The 23,859-nt window shown below is 60.3% G+C and carries 24 protein-coding genes and 2 pseudogenes; 14 read left to right on the top strand and 12 right to left on the bottom strand.

Translation table 11 applies throughout. The features are described from left to right. The 3 genes and pseudogenes from B0W55_RS29720 to B0W55_RS03025 form a co-directional block, all read left to right on the top strand. Window positions 1-66 (top strand): annotated as a pseudogene (locus tag B0W55_RS29720) (cyanate hydratase); the annotation flags it as partial. A gap of 104 nt (window positions 67-170) precedes the next feature. Next, window positions 171-419, top strand: coding sequence for a DUF2790 domain-containing protein (locus tag B0W55_RS03030; RefSeq protein ID WP_077044548.1), 249 nt, complete (start codon window positions 171-173; stop codon window positions 417-419). 37 nt (window positions 420-456) lie between these two features. Further along, complete coding sequence (locus B0W55_RS03025; protein ID WP_077044547.1) at window positions 457-1,119, top strand: carbonic anhydrase; 663 nt, start codon at window positions 457-459, stop codon at window positions 1,117-1,119. A 25-nt stretch (window positions 1,120-1,144) separates the two neighbouring features. Here B0W55_RS03025 and B0W55_RS03020 read toward each other — a convergent pair whose 3' ends face one another. The 3 genes from B0W55_RS03020 to B0W55_RS03010 all read right to left on the bottom strand — a co-directional run bounded on the left by B0W55_RS03020 (window position 1,145) and on the right by B0W55_RS03010 (window position 4,657). After that, window positions 1,145-3,217 carry a pyridoxamine 5'-phosphate oxidase family protein gene (locus tag B0W55_RS03020; RefSeq protein WP_077044546.1) on the bottom strand — a complete coding sequence of 691 codons (2,073 nt, stop codon included), beginning with the start codon at window positions 3,215-3,217 and terminating at the stop codon, window positions 1,145-1,147. A gap of 75 nt (window positions 3,218-3,292) precedes the next feature. After that, entirely contained in the window at window positions 3,293-3,973 is a 681-nt protein-coding gene (locus B0W55_RS03015) for a glutathione S-transferase family protein (protein ID WP_077044545.1), read from the bottom strand. Between the two features lie 57 nt (window positions 3,974-4,030). Beyond that, window positions 4,031-4,657: a DJ-1/PfpI family protein gene (locus B0W55_RS03010; RefSeq protein ID WP_077044544.1), complete on the bottom strand. Its 627-nt coding sequence runs from the start codon at window positions 4,655-4,657 to the stop codon at window positions 4,031-4,033. A 208-nt stretch (window positions 4,658-4,865) separates the two neighbouring features. On the opposite strand from B0W55_RS03010, the pseudogene B0W55_RS03005 reads away from it, so the two are divergent. Beyond that, a pseudogene (locus tag B0W55_RS03005) lies at window positions 4,866-5,228 on the top strand (alpha/beta fold hydrolase); the annotation flags it as partial. A 149-nt stretch (window positions 5,229-5,377) separates the two neighbouring features. On the opposite strand, the gene B0W55_RS03000 reads toward B0W55_RS03005, so the two are convergent. The 4 genes from B0W55_RS03000 to cynR all read right to left on the bottom strand — a co-directional run bounded on the left by B0W55_RS03000 (window position 5,378) and on the right by cynR (window position 9,057). Next, a complete protein-coding gene (locus B0W55_RS03000; protein ID WP_077044543.1) occupies window positions 5,378-6,289 on the bottom strand; it encodes a LysR family transcriptional regulator in 912 nt (303 codons plus the stop codon). Then, the gene (locus tag B0W55_RS02995; protein WP_077044542.1) at window positions 6,289-7,209 is read right to left on the bottom strand and encodes a LysR family transcriptional regulator; all 921 of its coding nucleotides are present in this window, start codon (window positions 7,207-7,209) and stop codon (window positions 6,289-6,291) included. The genes B0W55_RS03000 and B0W55_RS02995 overlap by 1 nt, the downstream gene beginning before the upstream one ends. 202 nt (window positions 7,210-7,411) lie before the next feature. After that, window positions 7,412-8,041: a glutathione S-transferase family protein gene (locus B0W55_RS02990; protein ID WP_077044541.1), complete on the bottom strand. Its 630-nt coding sequence runs from the start codon at window positions 8,039-8,041 to the stop codon at window positions 7,412-7,414. Between the two features lie 122 nt (window positions 8,042-8,163). After that, window positions 8,164-9,057 (bottom strand): transcriptional regulator CynR, encoded by an 894-nt coding sequence (cynR, locus tag B0W55_RS02985; protein WP_077044540.1) that lies wholly within the window; start codon window positions 9,055-9,057, stop codon window positions 8,164-8,166. A 175-nt stretch (window positions 9,058-9,232) separates the two neighbouring features. Here cynR and B0W55_RS02980 point away from each other — a divergent pair, with 175 nt between their 5' ends. After that, a complete protein-coding gene (locus B0W55_RS02980) occupies window positions 9,233-9,466 on the top strand; it encodes a DUF2790 domain-containing protein (protein ID WP_077044539.1) in 234 nt (77 codons plus the stop codon). 113 nt (window positions 9,467-9,579) lie between these two features. On the opposite strand, the gene B0W55_RS02975 is transcribed toward B0W55_RS02980, so the two are convergent. Then, complete coding sequence (locus B0W55_RS02975; RefSeq protein ID WP_077044538.1) at window positions 9,580-10,203, bottom strand: glutathione S-transferase family protein; 624 nt, start codon at window positions 10,201-10,203, stop codon at window positions 9,580-9,582. A gap of 336 nt (window positions 10,204-10,539) precedes the next feature. Between B0W55_RS02975 and B0W55_RS02970 the strand changes: the two genes are divergently transcribed. Both B0W55_RS02970 and gorA read left to right on the top strand, forming a co-directional pair. Then, entirely contained in the window at window positions 10,540-10,773 is a 234-nt protein-coding gene (locus B0W55_RS02970) for a hypothetical protein (protein WP_077044537.1), read from the top strand. Between the two features lie 46 nt (window positions 10,774-10,819). Further along, the gene (gorA, locus tag B0W55_RS02965) at window positions 10,820-12,178 is read left to right on the top strand and encodes a glutathione-disulfide reductase (protein WP_077044536.1); all 1,359 of its coding nucleotides are present in this window, start codon (window positions 10,820-10,822) and stop codon (window positions 12,176-12,178) included. A 47-nt stretch (window positions 12,179-12,225) separates the two neighbouring features. Here gorA and B0W55_RS02960 read toward each other — a convergent pair whose 3' ends face one another. Further along, a complete protein-coding gene (locus B0W55_RS02960; RefSeq protein ID WP_077044535.1) occupies window positions 12,226-13,455 on the bottom strand; it encodes a patatin-like phospholipase family protein in 1,230 nt (409 codons plus the stop codon). A 125-nt stretch (window positions 13,456-13,580) separates the two neighbouring features. Further along, the gene (rclC, locus tag B0W55_RS02955; RefSeq protein WP_077044534.1) at window positions 13,581-14,156 is read right to left on the bottom strand and encodes a reactive chlorine resistance membrane protein RclC; all 576 of its coding nucleotides are present in this window, start codon (window positions 14,154-14,156) and stop codon (window positions 13,581-13,583) included. A gap of 112 nt (window positions 14,157-14,268) precedes the next feature. Here rclC and B0W55_RS02950 point away from each other — a divergent pair, with 112 nt between their 5' ends. Together B0W55_RS02950 and B0W55_RS02945 are read left to right on the top strand one after the other, a co-directional pair. After that, complete coding sequence (locus B0W55_RS02950; RefSeq protein ID WP_077044552.1) at window positions 14,269-15,165, top strand: AraC family transcriptional regulator; 897 nt, start codon at window positions 14,269-14,271, stop codon at window positions 15,163-15,165. 165 nt (window positions 15,166-15,330) lie between these two features. Then, the gene (locus B0W55_RS02945; RefSeq protein WP_077044533.1) at window positions 15,331-16,113 is read left to right on the top strand and encodes a sulfite exporter TauE/SafE family protein; all 783 of its coding nucleotides are present in this window, start codon (window positions 15,331-15,333) and stop codon (window positions 16,111-16,113) included. A gap of 135 nt (window positions 16,114-16,248) precedes the next feature. Here B0W55_RS02945 and B0W55_RS02940 read toward each other — a convergent pair whose 3' ends face one another. After that, window positions 16,249-17,133, bottom strand: coding sequence for a LysR family transcriptional regulator (locus tag B0W55_RS02940; RefSeq protein WP_077044532.1), 885 nt, complete (start codon window positions 17,131-17,133; stop codon window positions 16,249-16,251). Between the two features lie 164 nt (window positions 17,134-17,297). Here B0W55_RS02940 and B0W55_RS02935 point away from each other — a divergent pair, with 164 nt between their 5' ends. From B0W55_RS02935 to B0W55_RS02915, 5 genes are all read left to right on the top strand, one after another. After that, a complete protein-coding gene (locus tag B0W55_RS02935) occupies window positions 17,298-18,653 on the top strand; it encodes an MFS transporter (protein WP_077044531.1) in 1,356 nt (451 codons plus the stop codon). Window positions 18,654-18,668: 15 nt separating this feature from the next. After that, window positions 18,669-19,124 carry a type II 3-dehydroquinate dehydratase gene (locus tag B0W55_RS02930; RefSeq protein ID WP_077044530.1) on the top strand — a complete coding sequence of 152 codons (456 nt, stop codon included), beginning with the start codon at window positions 18,669-18,671 and terminating at the stop codon, window positions 19,122-19,124. Window positions 19,125-19,257: 133 nt separating this feature from the next. Then, window positions 19,258-20,553 (top strand): OprD family porin, encoded by a 1,296-nt coding sequence (locus tag B0W55_RS02925; RefSeq protein ID WP_139340859.1) that lies wholly within the window; start codon window positions 19,258-19,260, stop codon window positions 20,551-20,553. 170 nt (window positions 20,554-20,723) lie between these two features. Next, on the top strand, window positions 20,724-21,257 hold the full coding sequence (locus B0W55_RS02920) for a DUF3833 domain-containing protein (RefSeq protein WP_077044529.1): 534 nt from the start codon (window positions 20,724-20,726) through the stop codon (window positions 21,255-21,257). Window positions 21,258-21,273: 16 nt separating this feature from the next. Further along, on the top strand, window positions 21,274-22,812 hold the full coding sequence (locus B0W55_RS02915; protein WP_077044528.1) for a cryptochrome/photolyase family protein: 1,539 nt from the start codon (window positions 21,274-21,276) through the stop codon (window positions 22,810-22,812). Between the two features lie 123 nt (window positions 22,813-22,935). Here the strand turns inward: B0W55_RS02915 and B0W55_RS02910 are convergent, their stop codons facing one another. Continuing rightward, window positions 22,936-23,856, bottom strand: coding sequence for a LysR family transcriptional regulator (locus B0W55_RS02910; protein ID WP_077044527.1), 921 nt, complete (start codon window positions 23,854-23,856; stop codon window positions 22,936-22,938). Between the last annotated feature and the right edge of the window lie 3 nt (window positions 23,857-23,859).

Here is a 23,859-nt window from a genome sequence, read left to right as displayed (position 1 = left end):
CCAGAAGGCGGCCACCGTGCGGTGATCACCCTCGACGGCAAGTTCCTGCCGCTGCGTCCTTTCTAAGGATGCAACCGCTCCAGTAAATCGGCCCGCAGCCTTGCGGGCCTGCTTGAAAAAAATTTCTTAACCCTTTCGATCAATCACCACATTTGAATGGAGGATTCATCATGAAAAAATTTCTGTTTCTCGCCCTGTCCCTGACGGCATCGCTTTCTGCCTACGCACAGCAAGCCCAGGTCGCACCCGAGGCCGTTCCCTATGCGTACGGCATGCACCTGGACATCGCCAAGGTCATTCACATTACACCGACCGCGGATGTCTGCGGCCCGACGCCGGTGCAAATGACTTACCGCGATTCTCACGGTGAAACCCATGTCCTGGAATACAGCGTGATCGGCAGCGGCTGCACCAACTGATTGTCACTCTTTCAACATTCAATAAGAGGTAAGCATCATGAAAGCGCTCATCGAAGGTTTCCTGAAGTTCCAGAAAGAAGCATTTCCGCAACGCACTGACCTGTTCAAACACCTGTCCACCACGCAGAACCCAGGCACATTGTTCATCACCTGCTCCGACAGCCGCGTGGTGCCGGAACTGCTGACCCAGCAAGAACCCGGTGAGCTGTTCGTGATCCGTAACGCCGGCAACATCGTGCCGTCCTACAGCCCGCATTCCGGTGGCGTGTCGGCGACTGTCGAATACGCCGTCGCGGTACTGGGCGTGACCGATATCGTGATCTGCGGCCACTCCGATTGCGGCGCCATGACGGCCGTGGCCAAGTGCACCTGCATGGATCACCTGCCTGCCGTCGCTGGCTGGTTGCAACACGCCGAGTCGGCGAAAGTCATCAACGAAGCGCGCCCTCACGCCAGTGAAGCCGCCAAAGTCAGTTCGATGGTGCGTGAAAACGTCATCGCCCAACTGGCCAACATCCAGACCCACCCGAGCGTGCGCCTGGCCCAGGAAAAAGGCCTGGTCAATCTGCATGGCTGGGTCTACGACATCGGCAGCGGTTCGATCGATGCCCTGGATGCCGACAACAAGACCTTCAAGTCGTTGGTCAAGCATCCGAACACCGTGGCCGTGCATGCCCGCCCTGCACAAGCTGTCGCCTGATCATGGGTGGCCGATGGCACTCGCTTCACACATCCAGCACCAGGGGGGCCTCGCCCTCCTTGGCTTGCGCCGGCACCGCACAGCAGATCAGTACCTCCCCTTCGGCCGGCATCTCGGCTGGCAGATTCAGATAGTGCACTTGCCCGCTGACCAATCGGGTCCGGCAGGTACCGCACGAACCGCCCCGGCAACTGAAGTCCGGGTTCAGGCCACGGCTTTCGGCCAGCTCCAGTAGACTCCCGCCCCCCGGCTCCCAACGCGCTTCCTTGGCCGACGCCGAGAACAGTACTTTGACCGGGCTGCTGGCCGCCGGTATTTGTTCGACCGCCGGCGTCACTTGATCCCGTTGGCGAATCAGGGTCGAAGGTCCGAACGTCTCGGCGTGGATGCGATCATCGCCGATGCGCAATTCACGCAGGCCGTCATACAGCGCCTGGGTAAAGGCACCGGGGCCGCACAGGTAAAAGTCGTAATCGTCCAAGGGCAACAAGGCCTTGAGCAGCGCAATGTCGACGCGCCCCGCCACCTCGAAATCCTCGCCTTCACGAGCGTGCTCCTCCGGCTGACTGAGCAGGCGCAGCGCACGGATCTTGTCCTTGGCACGGGTCGCCAGCTCATACAACTCATCGCGAAAGCCGAGCTCCGCCAGGCTGCGCGCACTTTGAATGAACCAGGTGGGCCGCGTGCGACGGATACGTTCGCCTTCATAAATCACTTCACGCAGCATCGACAGCAGCGGCGTCACGCCCACGCCCGCGGCCAGCAGCACCAAGGGCCGATACTCATCGGCCTGCACGGTGAAGCGTCCTTGCGGGGCGCGGGCCTCAACCAGATCCCCGACCTGAACGCGGTCGTGCAGATGAGACGAAATCAAACCCTCACGCTTGACGCTGATGCGGAAAAAACTGTCCGACGGTGCGCTCGACAGGCTGTAGGTCCTGACCAGCGGTGTCTGCCCTTCGGCCAGGCAAAAGCGCACCGGCAGGTGTTGCCCGGCCTCGAAACGCGGCATGCCTGCGCCGTCGGCCGGTTCAAAGTAAAAGGAGCGGATGGTGCTGCTCTCGTCGACGATCCGCGTGACCCGCAGCGGCCGCCATTGATCGCGCAAGGCATCGGCCTGCAACCGGCCCTCGGCCTGTTCCCAACTGCCGGTCAGCAGGCTGTTGGGTGAAAAGCCTTCGAACCGCCAGCGCAGGGCCAGCACGGCGCGACGCCGCACCACCTGCTCCACGGTCAGGGTCCAGAGCCGTTCGGCCCCCTGGAATGCGGCAATCTGCGGTCCATCAAGAATGAGCTGGGTATGCCCGGCGACCTGCAGCATGTCGCCCGTTTCAAAATCGATGAACACCAGCCCTGCGCGCGGGTTGAGCAGGAAATTGCCCAAGGTGTTGAAGTGCAGGTTGCCGGCGAAATCGGGGATCGTCAGCACATTGCCTTCGATCCTGACGAAGCCCGAGTTGCCGCCCCGGTGCGAGACGTCCACCGAGCGTCGGGACGGGTCGCCGTCGAGGTCCACGTAGCTGGCAAGAAAAAAGGTGTCGGCCTTGTTGATGGTCGCCTTCGCATCTTCATCCAGTTCATTGAGACGTTCAGCCGGGACGCTGGCTGAGGCGTGGCCCAGGCTGACCGGTTCAACGCCGCGCAACTGGATGTACTGCGGGCAGTTGCCGAAAGCGTGCACCACAGAAACGGCACAACCGCCTGAGGAGGCGGTGCTGATGTTGCCGTTCATGCGATTGCGCCTTCGGGTCTTCAGGTCGATGCCCAACAGCCCCACCGCTGCCCCCGGTTTCAGCGCCGCCCGGACCGGATCGCCTTCGGCGGGCAGGCGCTCGAGTTGCAGCACACGCGGATCGGGGGAATGGATGAAACCCGGCGGGCCTTCGATCAACGTGGCCCAAGGCATGCCCTGTTCATCGACCGCGCCCACCACCAGGTAAGGCAGCTGTTCGTAGAACAATCGATGTTGATCGGGCATGTAGTCCCGTACGACTTTGCGCCCGAACACTTCCATCTGATCGGCGACGCCGACGCTTTGCTGCAATTGCCGCTCACCGGCATGCCAGGGCGAAGCACCTGGCGCGTCCGACTGACTCATGATCACCTCTACGCATTCGTAAACAGGTGCCTTCTCTCGCCGGCCGCAACGCAGTGTTGACGAGTGGCGACAGGCCTATGGGAGCCCATACAGCTTTTTTCTGTCCTGATCGGTCTGAGCCGACGGCCGAATTTGCTCCCCCTTGGCGTAGGCACGAATCACTGCCGGACGCCGGCTGATTTTCGCCAGCCAGGCCGCTACGTTGGGATAAGCATCGAGCGTCATGCCCTGCTTGTCGTGTTGCAGCACCCAAGGATAGATCGCCATATCGGCAATGGAGTACTCGCCGGCGACGTAAGGTCGTTCACTGAGCTGTTGCTCCAGCACGCCGTACAAACGCTCGGTCTCTTTACTGAACCGCGCCACGGCCAGTGGCACATGCTCGGAGGCGTAATTGAGGAAGAACACCGCCTGGCCCAATATCGGCCCCAGGTTCGCCGCCTGCCAGAACAGCCATTGCATGACTTCAGCCGCGCCATGGGTATCGGACGGGATAAATTGCCCGCGGCGCTGCGCCAGGTACAACAGGATCGCCCCCGATTCGAAAACCGCGACACCGGTCTCTCGATCAACGATCGCCGGGATGCGTTGATTGGGCGAAATGCGCGTGAACTCGGTGGAAAACTGCTCGCCCTTGCTGATGTTGATCGGATGCGCGACGTAGGGGCGCTCCAATTCCTCGAGAAAAATGGCGACTTTCTGTCCATTGGGTGTCGGCCAGTAGTAGTAATCCACAGCGTTGGAAAGATTGAACATGGGTACATCCTTTGGAAGAGGTCAGCAGAAATCGAGAAAAAGCAGCTTGTTGCCGGGTTATGCAGGCACTTGCGGCGTCTCGTACCAGTCACGGTCGGGGGTGGCGAAGCGCATTTTCTTGCGCACGAACGCTGCATTTTCGGCGTGGGTGATTTTCTCGAGCAGTACGAAGGCCACTTCAGTCGCAGTGCCCGGGCCGCTGGACGTGATGATCTGGCCATCGACAACCACTGGCCGATCGACGAAGCGAGCACCGGTTTCCACGAGTTGGTTTTTCCGCTTGCCGCCCTCCTGGTGATAGGTGGTGGCGTTCCTGTCGCGCAGCACACCGGCCACGCCCAGGCACACCGAAGACACGCAAACGCTGGCCACCGGTTTACCGGCCGCGACGAAGTGACGGATGGTCGCCAGGAACGGTTCGCTCAAGGCTTCTTCGTAAAAACCCGACGGCTCGAAACCACCCGGCAATGCCAGGGCGTCGAAGCTGTTCAGGTCCAGATCGCTCAACAGAAAACTCGGATTGAGGCTGAGGCCGAAGGTGGTCAGGATGTTGCGGCGAAGGCCGGCGTTGACCAGTTCCACAGGGTGATCACCCAACAGGTTGGCCCAACCGAGCACGTCGGTAAAAGCGGCCATTTCCAGTGGTTCGACGCCGTTGGCCAGTAACATGAGCACGCGTTTCATCGGGTATGAGCCTCCGTTTCAAGGCTTGGAAGAGTGTGTGGGCCCATGCTCCGCTTTAACCGCGGTGTGGGGAACGACCACGAAATACAATCCACTGTTTCGCCCACTGAAATGCCCGAGCGGCGTGTATCCGTTTGTAGCTCAGGGGATTTCAGACGCATTTCCATGCGCTGGACGGGTCAGTCAGACACATGCGAGACACAGCATCCTGGCGCCACCGGTTGAACTGGCCGATGGTGGCAAGGACCTGTACATCCAGCAGGACAAGTTCCATGACCAGTTCGCTGCGGACGTGTCGAATGCGGACGCAACATTGATGGCCGCGACCCAGCGCCCGGTGACCGTCGCGGCGCTCAATGAAGCCTCGAGCGAGCCCGCGTGGAAAACCGTTCCGTCGTATTTCGTCTACGGCGACAAGGACAAGAACATCCCGGCGCAGGCCCAGGTGTTCATGGCTGAGCGGGCACACGCCAAGAAGACCGTGGTGGTCAAGGGCGCGTCCCATGTGGTGATGGTGTCCAATCCGAAGGTGGTTGCCAGCCTGATCGAGACCGCTGCTACTGCCAAGTGACAAACCGAGGTGATATCCACTGTGGGAGCGGGCTTGCTCGCGAAGAGGTCAGCACATTCAACATCCATATCGGATGACCTGACGCCTTCGCGAGCAAGCCCGCTCCCACAGGTTTTTGTGTTGTTCGGCGGTATCGTGATCGTAATGATTCAAAGGGCATCCGGCTGCATGGCCGGATGTTCGCGCAGGCCTTCGACGATGTGGTCGACGAAGCTGCGTACCCGCATCGAGGCCCTGCGACCTTCGCGGTACACCACGTGCACCGGCAGCGCCGGTAGCTCGTAGGGCTGCAGCACACGTCGCAATCGCCCGCTGTTCAGGTACTCGTACAGCGGATAACTCAGGCAACGGGTAATGCCGGCGCCATGGGCGGTCGCGTCGATGGCGGCCTGCACCGTCGCGCAACTGATCCGAGTTTTCGCCTTGATGTGATTCAACTCACCGTCCTGATGAAAGTCCCACTGCACCCGGTCCCGATAGGCATGGGTGGCGACCAGTCGATGATTGGCCAGATCTTGCGGTACACCGGGCTCGCCATGAGCGGCCAGATACGCTGGGCTGCTGCACACCATCGAGCGCACATGGCCCACATGCCGGGCAATCAATGACGAACTGGGCAGATTGCCCACCAGCACCGCCACGTCAATGCCCTCTTCATGCATGTTCGGGAAACGATCATGGTATTGCGCAAAGACTTTTACCTCCGGATACAGGTTCATGTAGTCCGTCAGCATCGAGGCCATGACATAGCGGCTGAACAGCAACGGCATCAGCACCGTGAGATTGCCCTGGGCCTGCACGTGCGAGCCCTTGGCCGACGCCTCGGCGTCCTCGACGGCCCTGAGAATGCGCGAACAATCGGCCATGAACCCGGCGCCGGCTTCGGTCAGCGACACCCCTCGGGTGCTGCGCAGCAGCAACGGCACGCCCAGCCGCGCCTCCAGCCGTGCGATGGCGCGCATCACCGTAGGCCCGGACACATCCAGGCGACGGGCCGCAGCCGCCAGGCTGGGATGCTCCGACAGCGCTTCGAACATCAGCATTTCATGGTAGCGATCCATCAGGCAGAACCCTTCACCACAGCCTGGAGCGCCGAATCCTTGCCCAGTCGATCCGCGAGAAAGTCCACGAAGGTGCGCACCTTTGCCGGCACTCGAGTGCTTTTGAGGTACACCACCTGGATGGGCAGCGCCGGCGGCTCGAAATCCTCCAGCACCACCTCCAGTTCACCCGCGGCGACCTGACTGGCGACCTGATAGGACAACACCCGAGTGATGCCCCAACCCAGGCTGGCGATATTGATTGCCGCCTGATTGGCGGTGACCACCAGGCGCGGTTCAAAGCGAAAACTCAAGGGGTTGCCGTCATTGACGAATTGCCAATCGCTCAGCAGATGACTGGCCGACGACATGACGATCTTGGCACTACTCAGCTCACCGGGATGGCGTGGCCTGCCATTGCGCTCGAAATACTCGGGGGTGCCGCAGATCACCTGGCGGACTTCGCCGACCTTGATGGCGTGCTGGTTGCTCTCATGCAAATGGCCAATGCGGATGGCCACGTCGATGCCCTCGTCCGCCATGTTCACCACACGGTCGACCAGCAAGGCGTTCAGATGCACGGAGGGAAACTGGTCGACGTAGTCGGCCAGAAGCGGCGCGATGTACAACTCGCCAAACAGCACCGACGCGGTCACGGTCAGATGGCCGCAGGGGATCGAGTAACTGCCGGCGGCGGCCTCCTCCGCTTCGTCGATTTCACTGAGGATGCGCCGACAATCCTCCAGATAGCGTTGCCCAGCCTCAGTCAGATGCAGGCTGCGGGTGGTTCGGGAAAGCAGTTGTGTACCGATACGTTCTTCCATCGCGGCGATGGCACGGGTCACGCTGGGGGGGGAAATATTCAAACGGCGGGCGGCGGCGGCAAAGCCTTCTTCCTCGGCAACGGCCATGAATATCTGCATTTCCTGAAAACGATCCATAAGCGACCCTTGATGAGAGGACAGCGAGGTATCTGGCCGCGACGCGCAGGCAGACCTGTTTGCCAGTATCGTCGGCTGCAGCGAATTTCGCACGCGCTGTCGGGCTGGCTGCAGCGACGGCAAGCGAACAGGAAATCGGCGGGACAAACAAAAAAAGGAGCTTGCCGGAATGATTGTCCCGGCAAGCTCCTTGTGGATCAGGTCAAGCCTGCTGCAAACCCTTGGCGGTACGTTGCATGCCAACGAAGTTGGGCAGTGCTTCGATGCTGCCGAGCCAGGCACGAACATGTGGGTAGTCAGTCAGCGCGACATTGCCTTCCGGTGCGTGAGCCACGTAAGTGTAGGCGGCAACATCGGCGACGGTCGGCTTGTCACCGGCGAGGAATTTGCTCTGGCCCAATTCCTCTTCCATGACCTTGAGCAGGGCATGGGAACGTTTGATCGCCTCTTCGGCGTCGTAACCGGCGCCAAACACGGTAATCAGTCGTGCAGTGGCCGGGCCCGAGTTGATTTGACCGGCGGCCACCGACAGCCAGCGCTGAACGTTGGCCTGCTCGATCGGATAGGTCGGCAGCCACTGGCCCTTGCCGTATTTGGCGGCCAGGTAAACCAGAATGGCGTTGGAGTCTGCCAGCACAGTACCGTTGTCATCGATCACCGGCACTTGTCCGAAACTGTTGATCGCCAGGAACTCAGGGGTTTTGTGAGCGCCCTTCATCAAGTCGACAAAGACCAGTTCTGTCGGCAGGCCGAGCAGGGACAGCATCAGTTCAACCCGATGAGAGTGGCCGGACAAAGGGTGGCGATAAAGTTTGATCGGTTGCTGGGACATGACGTACTCCGTTGGTTTTTGAGTTCGACCCGGTCATCGCGTCGATGGGGTCATCTTCCCCTCCCCTCCGAAACTGCGGAATGACCAGCAATTACAATCCAGCATTTCACCCAGCGTAATGATCAGTGGTGTGCCTGACTCGGCTGGGTGCCCAACATCAGCTCCATGAACGCGACGGACGCCGCGCTGTGATAGTTGTTCTTGCGTCGCAACAACGAAGCGCCCCGTTGCGGCCCCTTATCCAGCAAGGCGATTTTGCGCAGGGCGCGGTCCTGCGTGGCGATGGGCTCCGGAAGAATGGTGGCGACCGCCGTGTGCCGGATGACTTCCAGCAAGGTGTTCACCGAGTTGACCTCGATCACCACCTTGGGCGTGATCTGCGTTCGGGCGAAATATTCATCGATGCAGGTGCGGGTGGCGAAGTCCGGCGTCAGCAATGCGAACTGCAGTTGCGCCACCTGTTCGGCCGACACCGGTGTATTGCAGTCGTACAGCGGGTGATCGCGCCCCACCATCAGCCCCAGGGTTTCGGTAAAGGCCGAAATCGTTTCGATGTCGGCGTTTCGCACATCATCGAACGCAATGGCGATATCCAGCGAATCATCCGCCAGACCGGTTTCGATGTCATCCATCGACAGCTCGAAGATTTCCAGGTGGATGTTCGGGTAGAGGGCCATGTAGTCACGCATCAACGGCCCGACCAGGTACGCCATGAAGGTCGGTGTCATGGCCAGGCGCAGGGTGCCGCGAGACAAGTCCTTCACATCGTGCAACGCGCGCTTGCCCGCCGCCAGTTCCACCAGCACGCGACGCGCACATTCGATATAGGCCTGCCCCGCATCGGTCGGCTTGACCGTGCGCGAGGTCCGGTCGAACAGCACCACCCCCAGGGTTTCTTCCAGTTGCCGGATCTGTTGCGACAGGGTCGGCTGGGAGACATGAAGCGCCTCGGCGGCGCGGGTGAAGCCGCCGTTATCGGCGACGGCCAGCAGATAGCGTAAATGACGCAGCAGCATAAGGCGCCTCCTCTATAGGCATTGCTTATGCGCAGCATTGTATATCGATCTTGGACGCTATCAATCAATCGGTACAAGATTGCTTCACACACCAGGCACCACACACCTGGCTACCCCGACAGTACAGACAACCTGTCCCCTGGGGGTCTTCGCTCGATATGCCTTGGAGAAAACCATGAAAACCTTGATTGCGCTGTTCCTGACCGTCGCCGCTGGCGGCGCGTTCGCCGCCAACGACGCTCAAACTGCACGCACCGGCGTTCCATTCGATGTGGCAAAAACCATCAGCATTTCCGACACCAGCCAGGCCTGCGGGGTTGTGCAAGCCGAGATGGTGTACGAAGACTCCAAGGGTGCGCGGCACATTGCGACCTACCTGGTCGAGGGTGGTGGTTGCAGCACGGGCTGAACACACCCTTTGCACCATGCCGCCCGAAAACGTTCTTACACAGCCTCGATCGACGCTGTGTAAAAACGTTTGGGAGAAATCTGCAACTGCGTATCCAGCCTATCCGTATGCCGCTATTGCGGTGGCGTGCTCTGGAAGCTGGGCAGTTGCTGCATCCGGCTCCACCAATCGGCAAAGCCGTTGACGGCGAACACTTGCTCGGCGTCCGGGGTCATCGACAGGTAGGCGCACGCCGGGGCCAGGTACAGGTCGCCGATACTCAGGGCCTGTCCGGCAATGAAGGGGTCGCCGCCCTTGATTTTCATCACCTCGCTGAGCACCAGTTTCGACTTCTCGATGCCCTGCAGGCGCGAGGCGTCGTTTTGCCCGCCGATGAAGTCCGGGAACAGGTAATAGCCGAAGACCTGGGCCATTGATCCGTAGCCATAGGAATCGTAGATGGCTTGGGCCATATGACTCCTGGCACGGTCCCTGGCGGTTTTCGGCGTCAGCGAAGGTCCTGGGAGCACCTCGTCCAGGTAACTCATGATCGCGGCGGTTTCGATCACCCTGAACCCGTCATGCTCGATCACGGGCACCTTGCCGAAAGCATTGCGTGCCAGATGCTCCGGCTGATGCGGTTCACCTTTCATCACGTTGACCTGAAGCTGATTGAACGACGCACCTTTCTCCTTGAGCAGCATTTTGACCGTGCGTACGTAAGGGCTGCCATCAAAACCATAAAGAGTGAGGCTCATGACGATTGCTCCAACCGGGAGGGACATTATCGGGACCCCGGATTGCACGCTGTGTGGCGATACCAGCGGCTCCGAGTCTGCAACACATCTGACACGCTTGTCGGCATACGAGATGGCGTACACCCGGGCAAGCCCATTCAATGTAGACCATCCGTTGGCCAATGAACCCGCGGGTCATGACGCTCGTCCGATCGGCGCAGAGCGATTGTTTCACCCAGCACAATTAAGTCATGACAACCCTGCTTATTCTCTAAATGTCCGTGGATGGCGAGACTGGACCCAGCAGACATTGACCCATTGCGGGCCGATGCCGTGTCCACCCCTGGGAGTCCCCACATGATTGATTTCACTCATTCCTGCGCCGCCAGCCTGCGGTTGGACACTCCAGCCATGGCCCACAGCGAATTCGAAGGCAGCTTCCTGCTGCCGCAACTGATGGGTGCGCTGGCCAGCGAGTCCATTGCGGTTGCTGCCACGCGCCCTTGTGAGGTTTATCCGCAAAAGCCTTCGGCCTTTAAATCGGGCGTCGCACTTTTGCGTGCATTGAAGCTGCGTTTTTCACCCCTTTAACGACATTCGACAGCACCTGTGCAGTGCCGTCGTGCAGAGAATTGAAATGACCTACGATTTTGATTTATTCGTCATTGGTGCCGGTTCCGGCGGTGTGCGCGCCGCGCGGTTTGCCGCAGGCTTCGGTGCGAAAGTCGCCGTTGCCGAGAGCCGCTACCTGGGAGGCACCTGCGTCAACGTCGGTTGCGTGCCGAAGAAACTGTTGGTCTACGGCTCGCATTTTGCCGATGACTTCGAGCAGGCCGAGGGTTTCGGCTGGACGGCCGGCAAGGCGCAGTTCGACTGGGAAACCCTGATCGACAACAAGAACCGCGAGATCGAGCGACTCAACGGTATCTACCGCACATTGCTGGTCAACAGCGGCGTGACCCTGCTCGAAGGTCACGCCCGGCTGACCGATGCCCATCACGTCGAAATCAATGGTCAGGTCTTCAGTGCCGAACGCATCCTGATTGCCACGGGCGGTTGGCCACAGATTCCGGACATCCCGGGGCGCGAGCATGCCATCACCTCGAACGAGGCGTTCTTTCTCAAGCAGTTGCCCAAGCGGGTACTGGTGGTCGGTGGCGGTTACATCGCCGTGGAATTTGCCGGGATCTTCAACGGCCTTGGCGCTGACACCCGCCTTTTGTATCGCGGCGATCTGTTCCTGCGCGGGTTTGATAAATCGGTCCGCGCACACTTGGTGCAGGAGCTGACCAAACGCGGCCTGCAACTGCAGTTCAACACCGATATCGTGCGGATCGACAAACTGGCGGACGGCACTCTGTTGGCCACGCTCAACGATGGTCGCCAACTGGAAGCCGACAGCATTTTCTACGCCACCGGCCGCCGGCCGATGCTCGACAACCTGGGGCTGGAGAACACCCGCGTCGCACTCAATGACAAGGGCTACATCGACGTCAATGACAACTTCGAAACCCGCGAGCCTTCGATCCTGGCGTTGGGTGATGTGATCGGTCGGGTGCAATTGACCCCGGTCGCCACGGCCGAAGGCATGGCAGTGGCTCGTCGCCTGTTCAAACCCGCAGACTATCGCCCGGTGGATTACCGCCACATTCCCACCGCGGTCTTCAGCCAGCCGAACATCGGCACCGTCGGGCTGACAGAGGAGCAGGCGCTGGAACAGGGTCACAAAGTGCTGATCTTCGAGAGCCGCTTCAAGCCGATGAAACTGACCCTCACCGAGTCGTCGGAACAGACGCTGATGAAGCTGGTGGTGGATGCCCAGACCGATCGGGTGCTGGGCGCGCACATGGTCGGCCCCGATGCCGGTGACATCATCCAGGGGCTGGCGATCGCGCTGAAAGCGGGCGCCACCAAGCGCCTGTTCGATGAAACCATCGGCGTGCACCCGACGTCGGCTGAAGAGTTCGTGACCTTGCGTACGCCGGTTGCCAACTGAGTGCGGTGGGCAGTCCGTCGCGGCTGCCCACCACGTTTGCTCGAACGCTATTCTGTTCCCCGAAAAAGCGTTGCCCACTTGTTCGCGGTGATTTCCGAGGGCGGCGATTTATGCCAGGGATAGCCCTTTGCGCTTTGCTCAAAGGCGTAATCGAACAAGCGCTTCATATACTCACCATCGAACTTGCGATTGTGCGGACATTGAAAGTCGGCGCCGATGTACGCCAGGTTGAAGTCCGCCGAATCCTGCTGCGCCATGCGATAGATGCGCTCCAGATCGCTGATCCCCTGGGTTTGGATCAATGCGCTGATGGCCCGCCCGCCGATGCTCAATGTACGGCGCTTGGTCCCGGACCACTGGGGCTCGAGGGTGCCGTTGCGAATCACATAGAAGCGCCGTTCGAGTCGCATGGGAACACCGCTGGCTTTGCTCAGCGCCATCACGGTAGTGGGTGGGTACAGAAACACTTGAGTGATCACCCCGCCGTCCACGTGCATTTCCTGATACTGCTTGCCGTCAACTTCCACGTCGATCATGACCGGTGACACCGCACCGGGAATGCTCATGGATGCCAGCAGGATGTTGCGAAACAGGTCGAGTGCGCCGGGTGCCTGGCTCGCGGCAATCGCGCCCATGTTCCAGGTGACTGGCCGCCCGGAATCCAGGTCGGTGGTGCCGATCAGCAGAATGCGTCCTTTGGCGTACTCGCCTGCGATCGCCGCCAGCACCTGCGCAGTGACGTATTTTGCAAGGAGCCGCGACAGTGGCTTGCTGTCCGCCATGCCGTCGCTGGCCAGGCGGGTCAGTACGTTTCGCGAATGGAAAATGTCTTTTGGACCGATGCCATTGGAGACGTGGCGAATCACGCCGTCATACTCAGGTCCCAGGTAAGCGAACGGGGCGACCAGGGCACCGGCGCTGATGCCCGTGACCACCTTGAACATGGGGCGGGTTCCCTGGGTGGTCCACCCGGCGATCAGCCCCGCTGCGAAGGCGCCTGCATCGCCGCCGCCGGACACTGCCAGCATGTTTCCCAGCGGCAGGACATCGTTCGGCATCCCGGCCCGGGCGAGCATCTCGCTCTCACGTTTGTTGGCCTGAACCGCGTCCTCAATGAAGGGAGTCACGTCGTGATCCAGCCTGAATCGAGCATTGGCAATGCCCGGGATGACAGCGTGTTCCGTCAAGGTGGCCGGAACAGCGTCCCGGCGTGGCAGGCAGGCTTGAAGGAACATGTCCAGGGGCGATGCGCCAGGCTTGAGCGGAAATGGTTTCAAAACGCCTCCTCCGGCACTGGCTGTCTTCGGCCCGTCGCTGGAACGCCGGGCCACTCATTCTGCGCGCCTTTACTTGATAAAAGAACAAGTCGCCGCAAGGTGCCAGTGTCGGTATCACCGGATGATCAAGCGTGACGCTCGCGCAGTATTTGCCGAGCGGAGTCCGCCATGACAGGCAGAGAACCGGCCAGCATCAACACGTCCTTGAGCACCAGGCGACCGGCGCCGGACAGGTAGGGGAAGCCGTGTTGAGCATCCCCCAGGGCGCCGACCCAGGCTTCAGGGGTGGTGATCAGAAAGCTCAGGGTGACCAGCGGCGTACCAAAGGCCAACGCACCACCGAGCAACCCGGTGCGGCGTGAAATCGGGTTGGACAGCACCAGCAGACCAATCAGGAGCTCGACAATGCCCAGACCGGTGGAAAAACCGTAGGTGTTGTTGGCGGTCTGCCAGGCACGCTTGTCGGCGTTCAGTTCGCCTTCGTGGGTCAGGTGCGCCTTGTAGTCCTGCGGGTGTTCATAGAAGAACGACATGAAGGGACTGTTGGCGACAAACGGGGTAATGCTGTCCGCCTCGTAGGGTACGAACTTGAGCGCACCGATCCACAGGAAAACAATGCCGATCGCCAGTCGCATCAGCGATGCGCCAAACGTATCCAGCTTGCCGATAAAGCGTAGCCAGGCAGTCAATGAAGTGAGCATGAGTCTCTCCGGAAATTGAGATTGGGTGTAATGTTTCGACGCGCTCAGTCTTCTCTTATGGCCCGGGTCAGGTTTGTTCGATCCGCTCAGTTTTTATTGCGAAAAACTCAAAATGAATTCAATCGATAAACTCATCAGCCTGGCCAACGTGCGCGGCAGCCTGGATTTGCGTTGCCAGTTCGAGGGCGATTGGGCCCGCGAGCATGAGCAAGAGGCCTTGGGCAAGGCGCCCTATCACATCGTGCTGGCCGGCGAGTGCCGGGTCGATTTTGCCGATGGCCAACGGGTGCCCATGAAGGCCGGTGACATCCTGCTGCTGCCCAGGGGCGCGCCGCACGTGATGCACAGCCCGGGCAAAACCGTGGCACCGAGCGTGCCGAAAGTGACCGAAGGTGGGGTGGTGCCGGTGCATCGCATTGGCGGGGCCAGTGGTGATTTCGACATGCTCTGTGGCGGGTTTCACTTCAATCGCGCGTCACTGCTGTTCGCCGCATTGCCCGACCATCTGGTGATCCCTCCGACCGCCGGCGGGCAGTTGCCGGCGCTGGTGCAGATGCTGCGCGGTGAGGCCGACGGCGACCAGGTCTGCTCCCGATTCATGCTCGACGCCCTGTCCCAGGCGTTGTTCACCCTGATCCTGCGAGCGCACCTGGCCAGCAACGGCCAGACCACCGGCTCACTGGCCCTGCTCAGCGATAAGCGCCTGGGACGCGCCTGGCAAGCGATGCTGGCCGATCCTTCACTGGAGTGGACCGTTGAAGGGCTGGCGGAACTGGCGAGCATGTCCCGCGCCACCTTTCTGCGCGCCTTCGCACGCGTGGCGGGTGCATCACCCTGGGCATTGCTGACGCAGGTCCGCATGGAAATGGCCTTCAATCTGCTGAGCCAGTCGCATCTGGGGTTGGCCGATATTGCGGTGCAGGTGGGGTATCAGTCGCAGTCGGCCTTCAGCAAGAAATTCAAGGACTTTTACGGGGAGGCACCGGGCAAACTGCGTCGCGAGATTTAAGTCTCCAGCCTCTCGTTCGCTCGCTTCTCCTGGATCATTGCAGCGGATGAAACGCTGGATTGTAGTCGCTGGTCATTCCGCAGTTTCCGAGGCACGGGGAAGATGGCCCCTCGACGCGATTCCCGCGTCGACTGCCCATGTTCACCATGATGTTCGGAGACGCCCGTGGAATTCATGCTCTATCTGACCCTTGGCGCCTGCGCTGGGGTGCTGGCTGGCCTGTTTGGCGTAGGTGGCGGCCTGATCATTGTCCCTGTGCTGGTTTTCAGCTTCACCCTGCAGGGCTTTGACAGCTCAGTGCTGACGCACCTGGCGGTCGGCACTTCGCTGGCCACCATCATCTTTACAACGATCCTGTCCGTAAGGGCCCACCATCGTGCGGGGGCTGTTTATTGGAAGGTGTTTGCCTGGATGACCGTCGGCATTCTGATCGGCGCCGGGTTGGGATCGGTCACCGCCAGCGTCATCGCCGGTCCGCATTTACAGAAAATCATCGGTGTTTTTGCCATCGTGGTGTCGATCAAGATGGCGCTGGATTTCAAACCCAAAGTCACCCGCGGCTTGCCCGGCAAGCCTGCCCTGACGCTGGCCGGCATGGTGATAGGCTGGGCGTCGGCCATTTTCGGCATCGGCGGCGGGTCCATGACCGTGCCCTTCCTGACCTGGCGCAGCCTGACCATGCAGCAGGCGGTGGCGACCTCGTCCGCTTGCGGTTTTCCGACGGCGGTTGTGGGCACGATCAGCTTCATGGCGCTGGGCTGGCACGATCCGGCGCTGCCGGAACACAGCATCGGTTTTATCTACCTGCCGGCTGTGATCGGCATCGCACTGACCAGCATGGTCTTCGCCCCGTTCGGCGCGAAGCTGGCCCATAAACTGTCGCCCAGGATCCTTAAACTGCTGTTTGCCCTGATGCTGGCGGTGGTGGGGATAGACTTTCTGGCGTGACTCGTCGGCTTGCGACCCCGCTCGGTAATGCCCTGTCGACTCAACTGCCCTGCTGGGCCACGAAAGTATCAGCGACGATGGTGGCTTCGTATGGCTCAATCAGGGCAACGTCGTCGATGGTCGCAAGTAAGGCGTTCATCCCCAGCCGTGGGCCTCTTCGATAAAGTGCAGCACGGCGCTGGAGCGCTCATCGATCCGCGAAATCAGCGACAGTTCACTGACCATTTCCGGTTGAGCCAGGGGCACGATCCGGATCCCGGGCATGGTCAGGCGTGTCATGGTTTCCGGCACGATGCTCAGGCCGATGCCTGCCGCCACCAGCCCGGGAATACTCATCAGTGACGGGACGTACATGATGTTCTGCGGGTGCAACTGGTTTTGCCGACAGGCCTGCAGCGTGTGGGACGTCAGGCCGATGCCGGCGCTGTCCTGCAGGAAAACGAACTTCTCGTGCCGCAACGTCGCCAGGTCGCCACTGAACCCCTCGGCCAGTTCATGGTTGTCGGGGATCAGCAGCACGAGCCTGGACTGGCTGAAGTGGTGGGTGCGCAGGCGGTCGGGCAAGTGATCCTTGAACACCCGGGCAAACGCCAGGTCCAGTTTATGCTCGAGCAACATGTCGAACTGCGTGCGAATGCCCGCGTCCACCAGCGACACTTTGACCTCGGGGAAGGTGCTGAAGTAATGGCGCAGCAATTGCGGCAGGTTGGCTTCGAACAGTGCCGAGTGATAGCCGATGTTGATCTCGCCCACCTCCCCTCGTCGGGCACGCCGCGCGGCCGCCATGGCCAGTTCGCTGGATTCGATGGACTGCCGCGCATGAGGCAGGAACGCCTCGCCGGCAGCCGTCAGCGCCACGCTGCGATTTTCCCGACGGAACAATGCCAGCCCTAGCTCGGACTCCAGGGTGCGCATCAACTGACTGAGTGCCGGTTGCGCAATGCCCAGTTGCTCAGCCGCCCGACTGAAGTGCTGCAGGTCGGCGGCCACGACAAAGGCCTTCAGGTGTCGCAGCTCCATAAAACATACTCATAAGGTTGGCTTATGCATTTGTGCAGATTTCGATAATTATTCTGCAAGCAGGATCGGTTAACGTCTACTGACTTCGACGAATCCCGCCCAGGCTTTTTCCAAGCGGGATCATGCGAATCCTCATAACCATAAAAACAATGACGAGCACCTTTATGAGCACGACCAGCAACGATACTCATGATTTGCGCATGCCTCGCAAGGCGGTCACGGCCGCCACCATTGGCACCGCCCTGGAATGGTTCGATTTCACGCTGTATGGCGCCGTGTCGGCGACCATTCTGCCCAAGCTGTTTTTCCCCGCCATGGAACCCACCGCCGGCCTGCTGGCTTCGCTGGCAACCTTCGGTGTCGGCCTGGCTGCACGGCCTTTGGGCGCCATCACCTGCGGTTATCTGGGCGACAAACTCGGTCGACGCAACCTGATGCTGGCCACCGTGACCATGATGGGCCTGGCGTCGGTGCTGATGGGCTTGCTGCCCACGTACGGCCAGGTGGGCATCTGGGCGCCGATCCTTCTGGTGCTGCTGCGGATCATTCAAGGCTTCGCGCTGGGGGGTGAGTCCACCGGGGCGCAACTGATGGCGCTGGAACACGCCTCCCCCGATCGCCGCGGGCGTTATTCCGGCATGCTGGGCCTGTGCTCACCGCTCAGTCAGATATTGGCCAACGGCGTGTTGATGGGCCTGGCCGCGACGCTTTCGAGCGAGCAATTCGAAAGTTTTGGCTGGCGAATCCCCTTCCTCATGAGCTTCGTGCTGGTGGTGGTGGCGATTTTCATCCGCCTGAAAGTCGATGAAACCCCGGCCTTCGTCGCCTTGAAAAAGACCCCGGTCAAGCAGGAAAAGAGCCCGCTCAAGTCTGCGCTGGGCGGCCACTACAAAACCATCCTGCGCCTGATGCTGTTCTTCTGCTCGCCCGCTGCACTGTTCTATCTGATCGTGATTTTTTCCCTCAGCTACCTGACCAAGCACTTGGGTTTCAGCCAGTCGACCGGCTTCATGTCGCTGATGGTGGCCAACGTCTGCGCGATTTTCGGTGCGCTGGGCGGTGGTTATCTGTCGGACCGCTGGGGCCGTAAAAAGGCATTGGCGCTGGGTTCGTGCATGACCTTGCTGATCCTGTTCGTCTACTTCCCGATCCTCAACACCCTGAACGTCACCGCGATCATGGCCATCATGGGCCTGTTCCTGGGGTTCACTCAGTTCCAGAGCGGTATTCAACCGGTGGCGTTTGCCGAAGCCTTCCCGACCCAGGTTCGTTACTCCGGCTCGGCCCTGGCCTACACCGGCGCCAACCTGGTGATCGGCGGCCCGATGCCGATGATCGCGGTGTGGCTGATGAGTCAGTCGAACAACTCGCCATGGCCCCTGGTGACCCTGTGCGCAGTGATCAACCTGATCTCTCTGGCGATGATCCTTATCGGGCCGGAAACCAAAGGCATCGACCTCAACGCTGTCGCCGCGCCGGACGCAGTCGATGCCAGCACCACCGCCCTTCTTTCCAAATAACGCAGCAGGACGACCATGAACCGCACTGTCTTCATCCTCAACGGCCCCAACCTGAACCTGCTGGGTCGCCGTGAGCCGCACATCTATGGCCACACCACCCTCGACCAGATCCGCCAAAGCTGCCTGTCGCTGGCCGAGGAGCTTGGCCTGGCCTGCGATTTTCGCCAGACCAATCACGAAGGCGTGATGGTCGACTGGATTCAGGAAGCCTTCGAGCAAGGCGCCGCCCTGATCATCAACCCGGCGGGCTTTTCGTTTCATTCGATCCCGGTTCTGGATGCCCTGAAGTTGATCGACGCGCCGTTGATTGAACTGCACCTGTCGAACATCCACGCGCGGGACGAACTGCATCGTCACTCGATCATGTCCGGGGTGGTCGATTCGGTGATCTGCGGCATGGGTGCCGAGGGTTATCCGCTGGCCGTCAGAGCGATCAATGACCTGCTGCGTCGCCAGGTGCCCCAACACTAACACCCCCTTCGCTAAACGCTTACACGGCGGTTTCTCGGCAGATGCTTTGCCAGGACCGCCTGCGCCTGACATTCAGGTGCAGACCTCATCAGTGCACTTAAAAAAAACAATAAATCACGACGAGAAACTTGATATGCATCCCACTCGATTACACCGCAACGTACCCGTGAGCCGCTCACTGATCAGCCTGGCCCTGGCGCTCGGCACGGGGCAGATTGCCGTTGCCCAGGCCGATGAAAACAGCGGTTTCCTCGAGGGTGCCAGTGCCACGCTGAACCTGCGCAATGCTTACTTCAACCGCAACTTCGTCAATCCGGCTTATCCCAGCAGCACTGCGCCCCAGGGCAAGGCTGAGGAGTGGACGCAGAACTTCATCCTCGATGCCCGCTCCGGCTACACCCCTGGCGTGGTCGGTTTTGGCGTCGATGTGCTGGGGCTGTACTCGCAAAAACTCGATGGCGGTAAAGGCACCGGCGGGACTCAACTGCTGCCGGTGCATGATGACGGACGCCCCGCCGACAACTTCGGACGGCTCGGGGTTGCCGCCAAGGCCAAGGTCTCGAAAACGGTGGTCAAGGTCGGGGAATGGGTCAGCACCTTGCCGATCCTGCGCTCGGACGATGGTCGCTCGTTGCCGCAGACGTTTCGTGGCGCGCAGGTCACCTCCCAGGAGATCAACGGGCTGACGCTCTATGGCGGGCAGATCCGCCAGAACAGCCCGCGCAACGATGCCAGCATGGAAGACATGTCCATGAACGGCAAAGCCGCCTTCACCTCCGACCGGTTCAATTTCGGCGGTGGTGAATATAACTTCAACGAAAAGCGCACCACCGTCGGGCTGTGGTACGACGAACTCAAGGATATCTACCAGCAGCAATACTTCAGCCTCAGTCACAGCCAACCGGTGGGTGACTGGACGCTGGGCGCCAACCTGGGCTTTTTCACCGGCAAGGAAAACGGCGCCAGCCTCGCCGGCGACCTGGACAACAAGACCGCGTTCGGCCTGTTCTCTGCGAAAGTGGGCGGTAACACTTTCTATGTCGGCTTGCAGAAACTCACCGGCGACACCGCCTGGATGCGCGTCAACGGCGCCAGTGGCGGTACGCTGGCCAACGACAGCTACAACTCCAGTTTCGACAACGCACAGGAACATTCCTGGCAGGTGCGTCACGACTTCAACTTCGTCGCCGTCGGCATTCCCGGCCTGACCATGATGAACCGTTACCTGAGCGGCGATAACGTGCACTCCGGCGCCATCACCGATGGCAAAGAGTGGGGCCGTGAATCGGAGTTGGCCTATGTGATTCAGTCCGGCGCCTTGAAAAATCTCAGCGTCAAATGGCGCAACTCCAGTATCCGCAAAACCTTCAGCGCCAACGAGTTCGATGAGAATCGGCTGTTTATCAGCTATCCGATCTCGCTTTTGTAAACCGATTTGAGGTGCGCAGGGCCTCGTCTGATTGGCATGCAGACGAGGCCTTTTTTTGCCTGTTCACGCAGGATTTTTACCGCCGGTCGAGCAAAAACCTATACAAAACGAATTTCTTGTACAAATATTGAGTCCAGACAAGACAAGCCGCTCAATCAGGGAGAAAGGCAATGAAACGTCTTCTGGCTCTACTGGCGCTGGTGCTCAGCGTATCCAGCTGTGGAAACGTCGATGTCGGCCGCTACGCGGATCAGCAGCCGACCTTGAATCTGGAGCATTTTTTCAGCAAGCCGGTGAAAGCCTGGGGCATCTTCCAGAAGCGCTCGGGTGAGGTGACAAAACGTTTCGAGGTCAACATTGAAAGTCGTCGCCAGGGCAACGATTTGATCCTGGACGAGCGATTCCTCTACAGCGACGGCACGCGCCAGCATCGTGTCTGGACACTCACGCCGGACGGGCCGAACAAATGGCGTGGCCGTGCGGGTGATGTTGTCGGCGAGGCAAAGGGAGAGATAGCGGGCAACGCCATTCATTGGCTGTATCGCCTGAACCTGCCCGTTGATGACTCCACGTACGAGGTCACCATGGACGACTGGATGTACCTGATGGACGAGGACACCTTGATCAATCGCACCAGCATGTCCAAGTTTGGCGTCGAAGTGGGCCAGGTGACGTTGTTTTTCCGCCGGCAGGCTGCCCCGTGACGCGGGCGTTTTTACTATGAAAAAGACCCGGCGGCTGTGCCTGGTTCTGGGTGACCAGTTGTCCTTTGACCTGGCCTCCTTGAAGGATCTTGATAGCGAGCACGATACGGTGTTGCTGGTGGAGGTCATGGAGGAGGCCACCCATGTACAGCACCATCCGCAAAAAATCGTGCTGGTCTTCAGTGCGATGCGCCATTTTGCTCAAGCACTGCAGCAGCGTGGCATCCGGGTCCGGTACGTCGCCCTCGACGATCCGCACAACAGCGGCTCAGTGCCGGGCGAACTGCGACGATGGCACGACCTGATGCAGCCCCGGACGGTGCACCTGACCGAGTGCGGTGACTGGCGCCTGGAACAGTCGATCCGCGACTGCGGCTTGCCGATCCAGTGGCACGCCGATAGTCGTTTTCTCTGCGACCGCGGCGAGTTTGCTGCCTGGGCGAAAGACAAAAAGCAACTGCGCATGGAATTTTTCTACCGTGAGATGCGGCGCAAGAGCGGGTTGCTGCTCAATGGCGACGGCACTCCCGTGGGCGGTGCCTGGAACTTTGATGCCGAAAACCGCAAGGCCCTGCCCAAAGGCGTCAAGGCGCCCTACCCGCTGCGCTTTTGCGAGGATTCAATCACCCGGCCAGTTCTCGACCTGGTCAGAGAACGTTTCAGCAACCACTACGGCACGCTGGATGACTTCAATTATCCGGTCACCCATGCCGATGCCCAGGTGCTGTGGGAGTACTTCCTGGACTATGGCCTGGCCGGATTCGGCGACTATCAGGACGCCATGGCCAGCGACGAACCCTTTCTTTTTCACGCGCGGATCAGCGCAGCCCTGAATATCGGGCTGCTGGACTTGCGCCAGTTGTGCAGTGATGTGGAGGCGGCTTACTGGTCGGGTCGTATTGCCCTGAATGCGGCTGAGGGATTCATTCGGCAGTTGATCGGCTGGCGTGAATATGTGCGAGGGGTCTATTGGCTGAAAATGCCCGACTACGCCGACGGCAACGCCTTGGGCAACAGCAGGCCGCTGCCGGAATTCTACTGGACGGGCCAGACGCAGATGAACTGCATGCGTCAGGCTATCGGCCAGAGTCTGAAACATGCCTACGCCCACCATATCCAGCGGCTGATGGTGACGGGCAACTTCGCGCTGTTGGCTGGCGTGGCGCCGAGCCAGATTTGTGAGTGGTACCTGGCGATCTATATGGATGCTTTTGATTGGGTAGAACTGCCCAACACCCTGGGCATGGTCATGCATGCCGATGGCGGGTACCTGGGTTCGAAGCCTTACTGCGCCAGCGGCCAGTACATCAAACGCATGTCTGATTACTGTAAGGACTGCGCGTACAAGGTCAGCGAAAGCACCACCGACGATGCCTGCCCCTTCAATGCCCTTTACTGGCATTTTGTGATGCGCCATGGCGAGTTGCTGCGTGGCAATCAGCGCATGGGGATGGTTTACAAAAATCTTGATCGTATGCCGCAAGCGAAGCAGCAGGCGCTCTGGCAGCGGGGTCAAAGGCTGCTTGCCGCGCTGGATGCGGGGGCGTCGATCTAAGGGATTGCAGGGCGGCAGGTCCGGCCACTTCAGAAACAGCGTGGCCAGCAAGCCAAGGCCGGAGCCAGCAAAGCGCAATTGCGGCGTGTGGCGCCTATGCTGCTGGCTCAATTGCCCCAGCGTTCAATCGGCACGGAAGCGCTCGCGAGGCTCTCTCTGAAAATGCTCCAACATGAAATCCACGAACACTCGGGTTTTGGCCGGCAGCGCTTTGCGCGATGAGAAGTAAATCGAGAAGACGCCCAGATCCACGTACCAGTCAGGCAACAATCGAATCAGCTCGCCGCGCTGCAACCAAGGCCACGCGCGCTCCATGGGGACGAGCCCGACCCCCAACCCCATGACCACGCAACTGCATAATGCCTCTGGGTCGTTCATGATGGCTGTGGGATTTAGTGAGAGGTCGAAGCGCCCTTCCCCTGCGTCACGCATCGTCCAGTTGAGCACGCGTCCGGAATGGGTCGAACGCATCACGACGCCGTCCAGCCCCTGCAGATCGCTGGGAACCGTGGGGAGCGTCTTGCCCTCCAGCCACGACGGAGCTGCAACCGCCACGAGATGAAGCTTGGTCAGTTCCCGTGCCACGACACCCGGTGACAACTCCATACCGCCACCTATGGCCACGTCGAAACCGTCGCCAATCAGATCGACGCGACGGATCTCCAGATGCCAGTCCGGCACCACGGCGGGGTAACGCTGCCTGAAGGTCTTGAGCAGCGGCAATGCGTAATCGTAGGCAAACGAGGGCGACATATTCACCCGTAATCGCCCTGCCGGTATTTCACGGGTCACGCCAATCTGAGCGATGGCGCCCTGGATGGTCTCAAGACCGCCGGCGACCTGAAGGTAGAACCTCTCTCCGGCCTCCGTGAGGGTCAGGCTGCGGGTGCTGCGCTGGAACAGTCGAATGCCCAGGTTGGCTTCAAGACGCGCCACGTTTTTACTCACCGCGGCAGCGGAAATCCCCATCCTGCGCGCGGCTTCGGAAAAACTGTTCGCCTGCGCGGCGCGGACAAATGACTCCAGATTCCCCAGGGTTTCCATGCC

The sequence above is a fragment of the Pseudomonas sp. KK4 genome (assembly GCF_001984065.1).
Classification (GTDB): Bacteria; Pseudomonadota; Gammaproteobacteria; order Pseudomonadales; family Pseudomonadaceae; genus Aquipseudomonas.
Note: the sequence above shows the minus strand (reverse complement) of the source record. Positions and strands in the feature narration are given on the sequence as shown.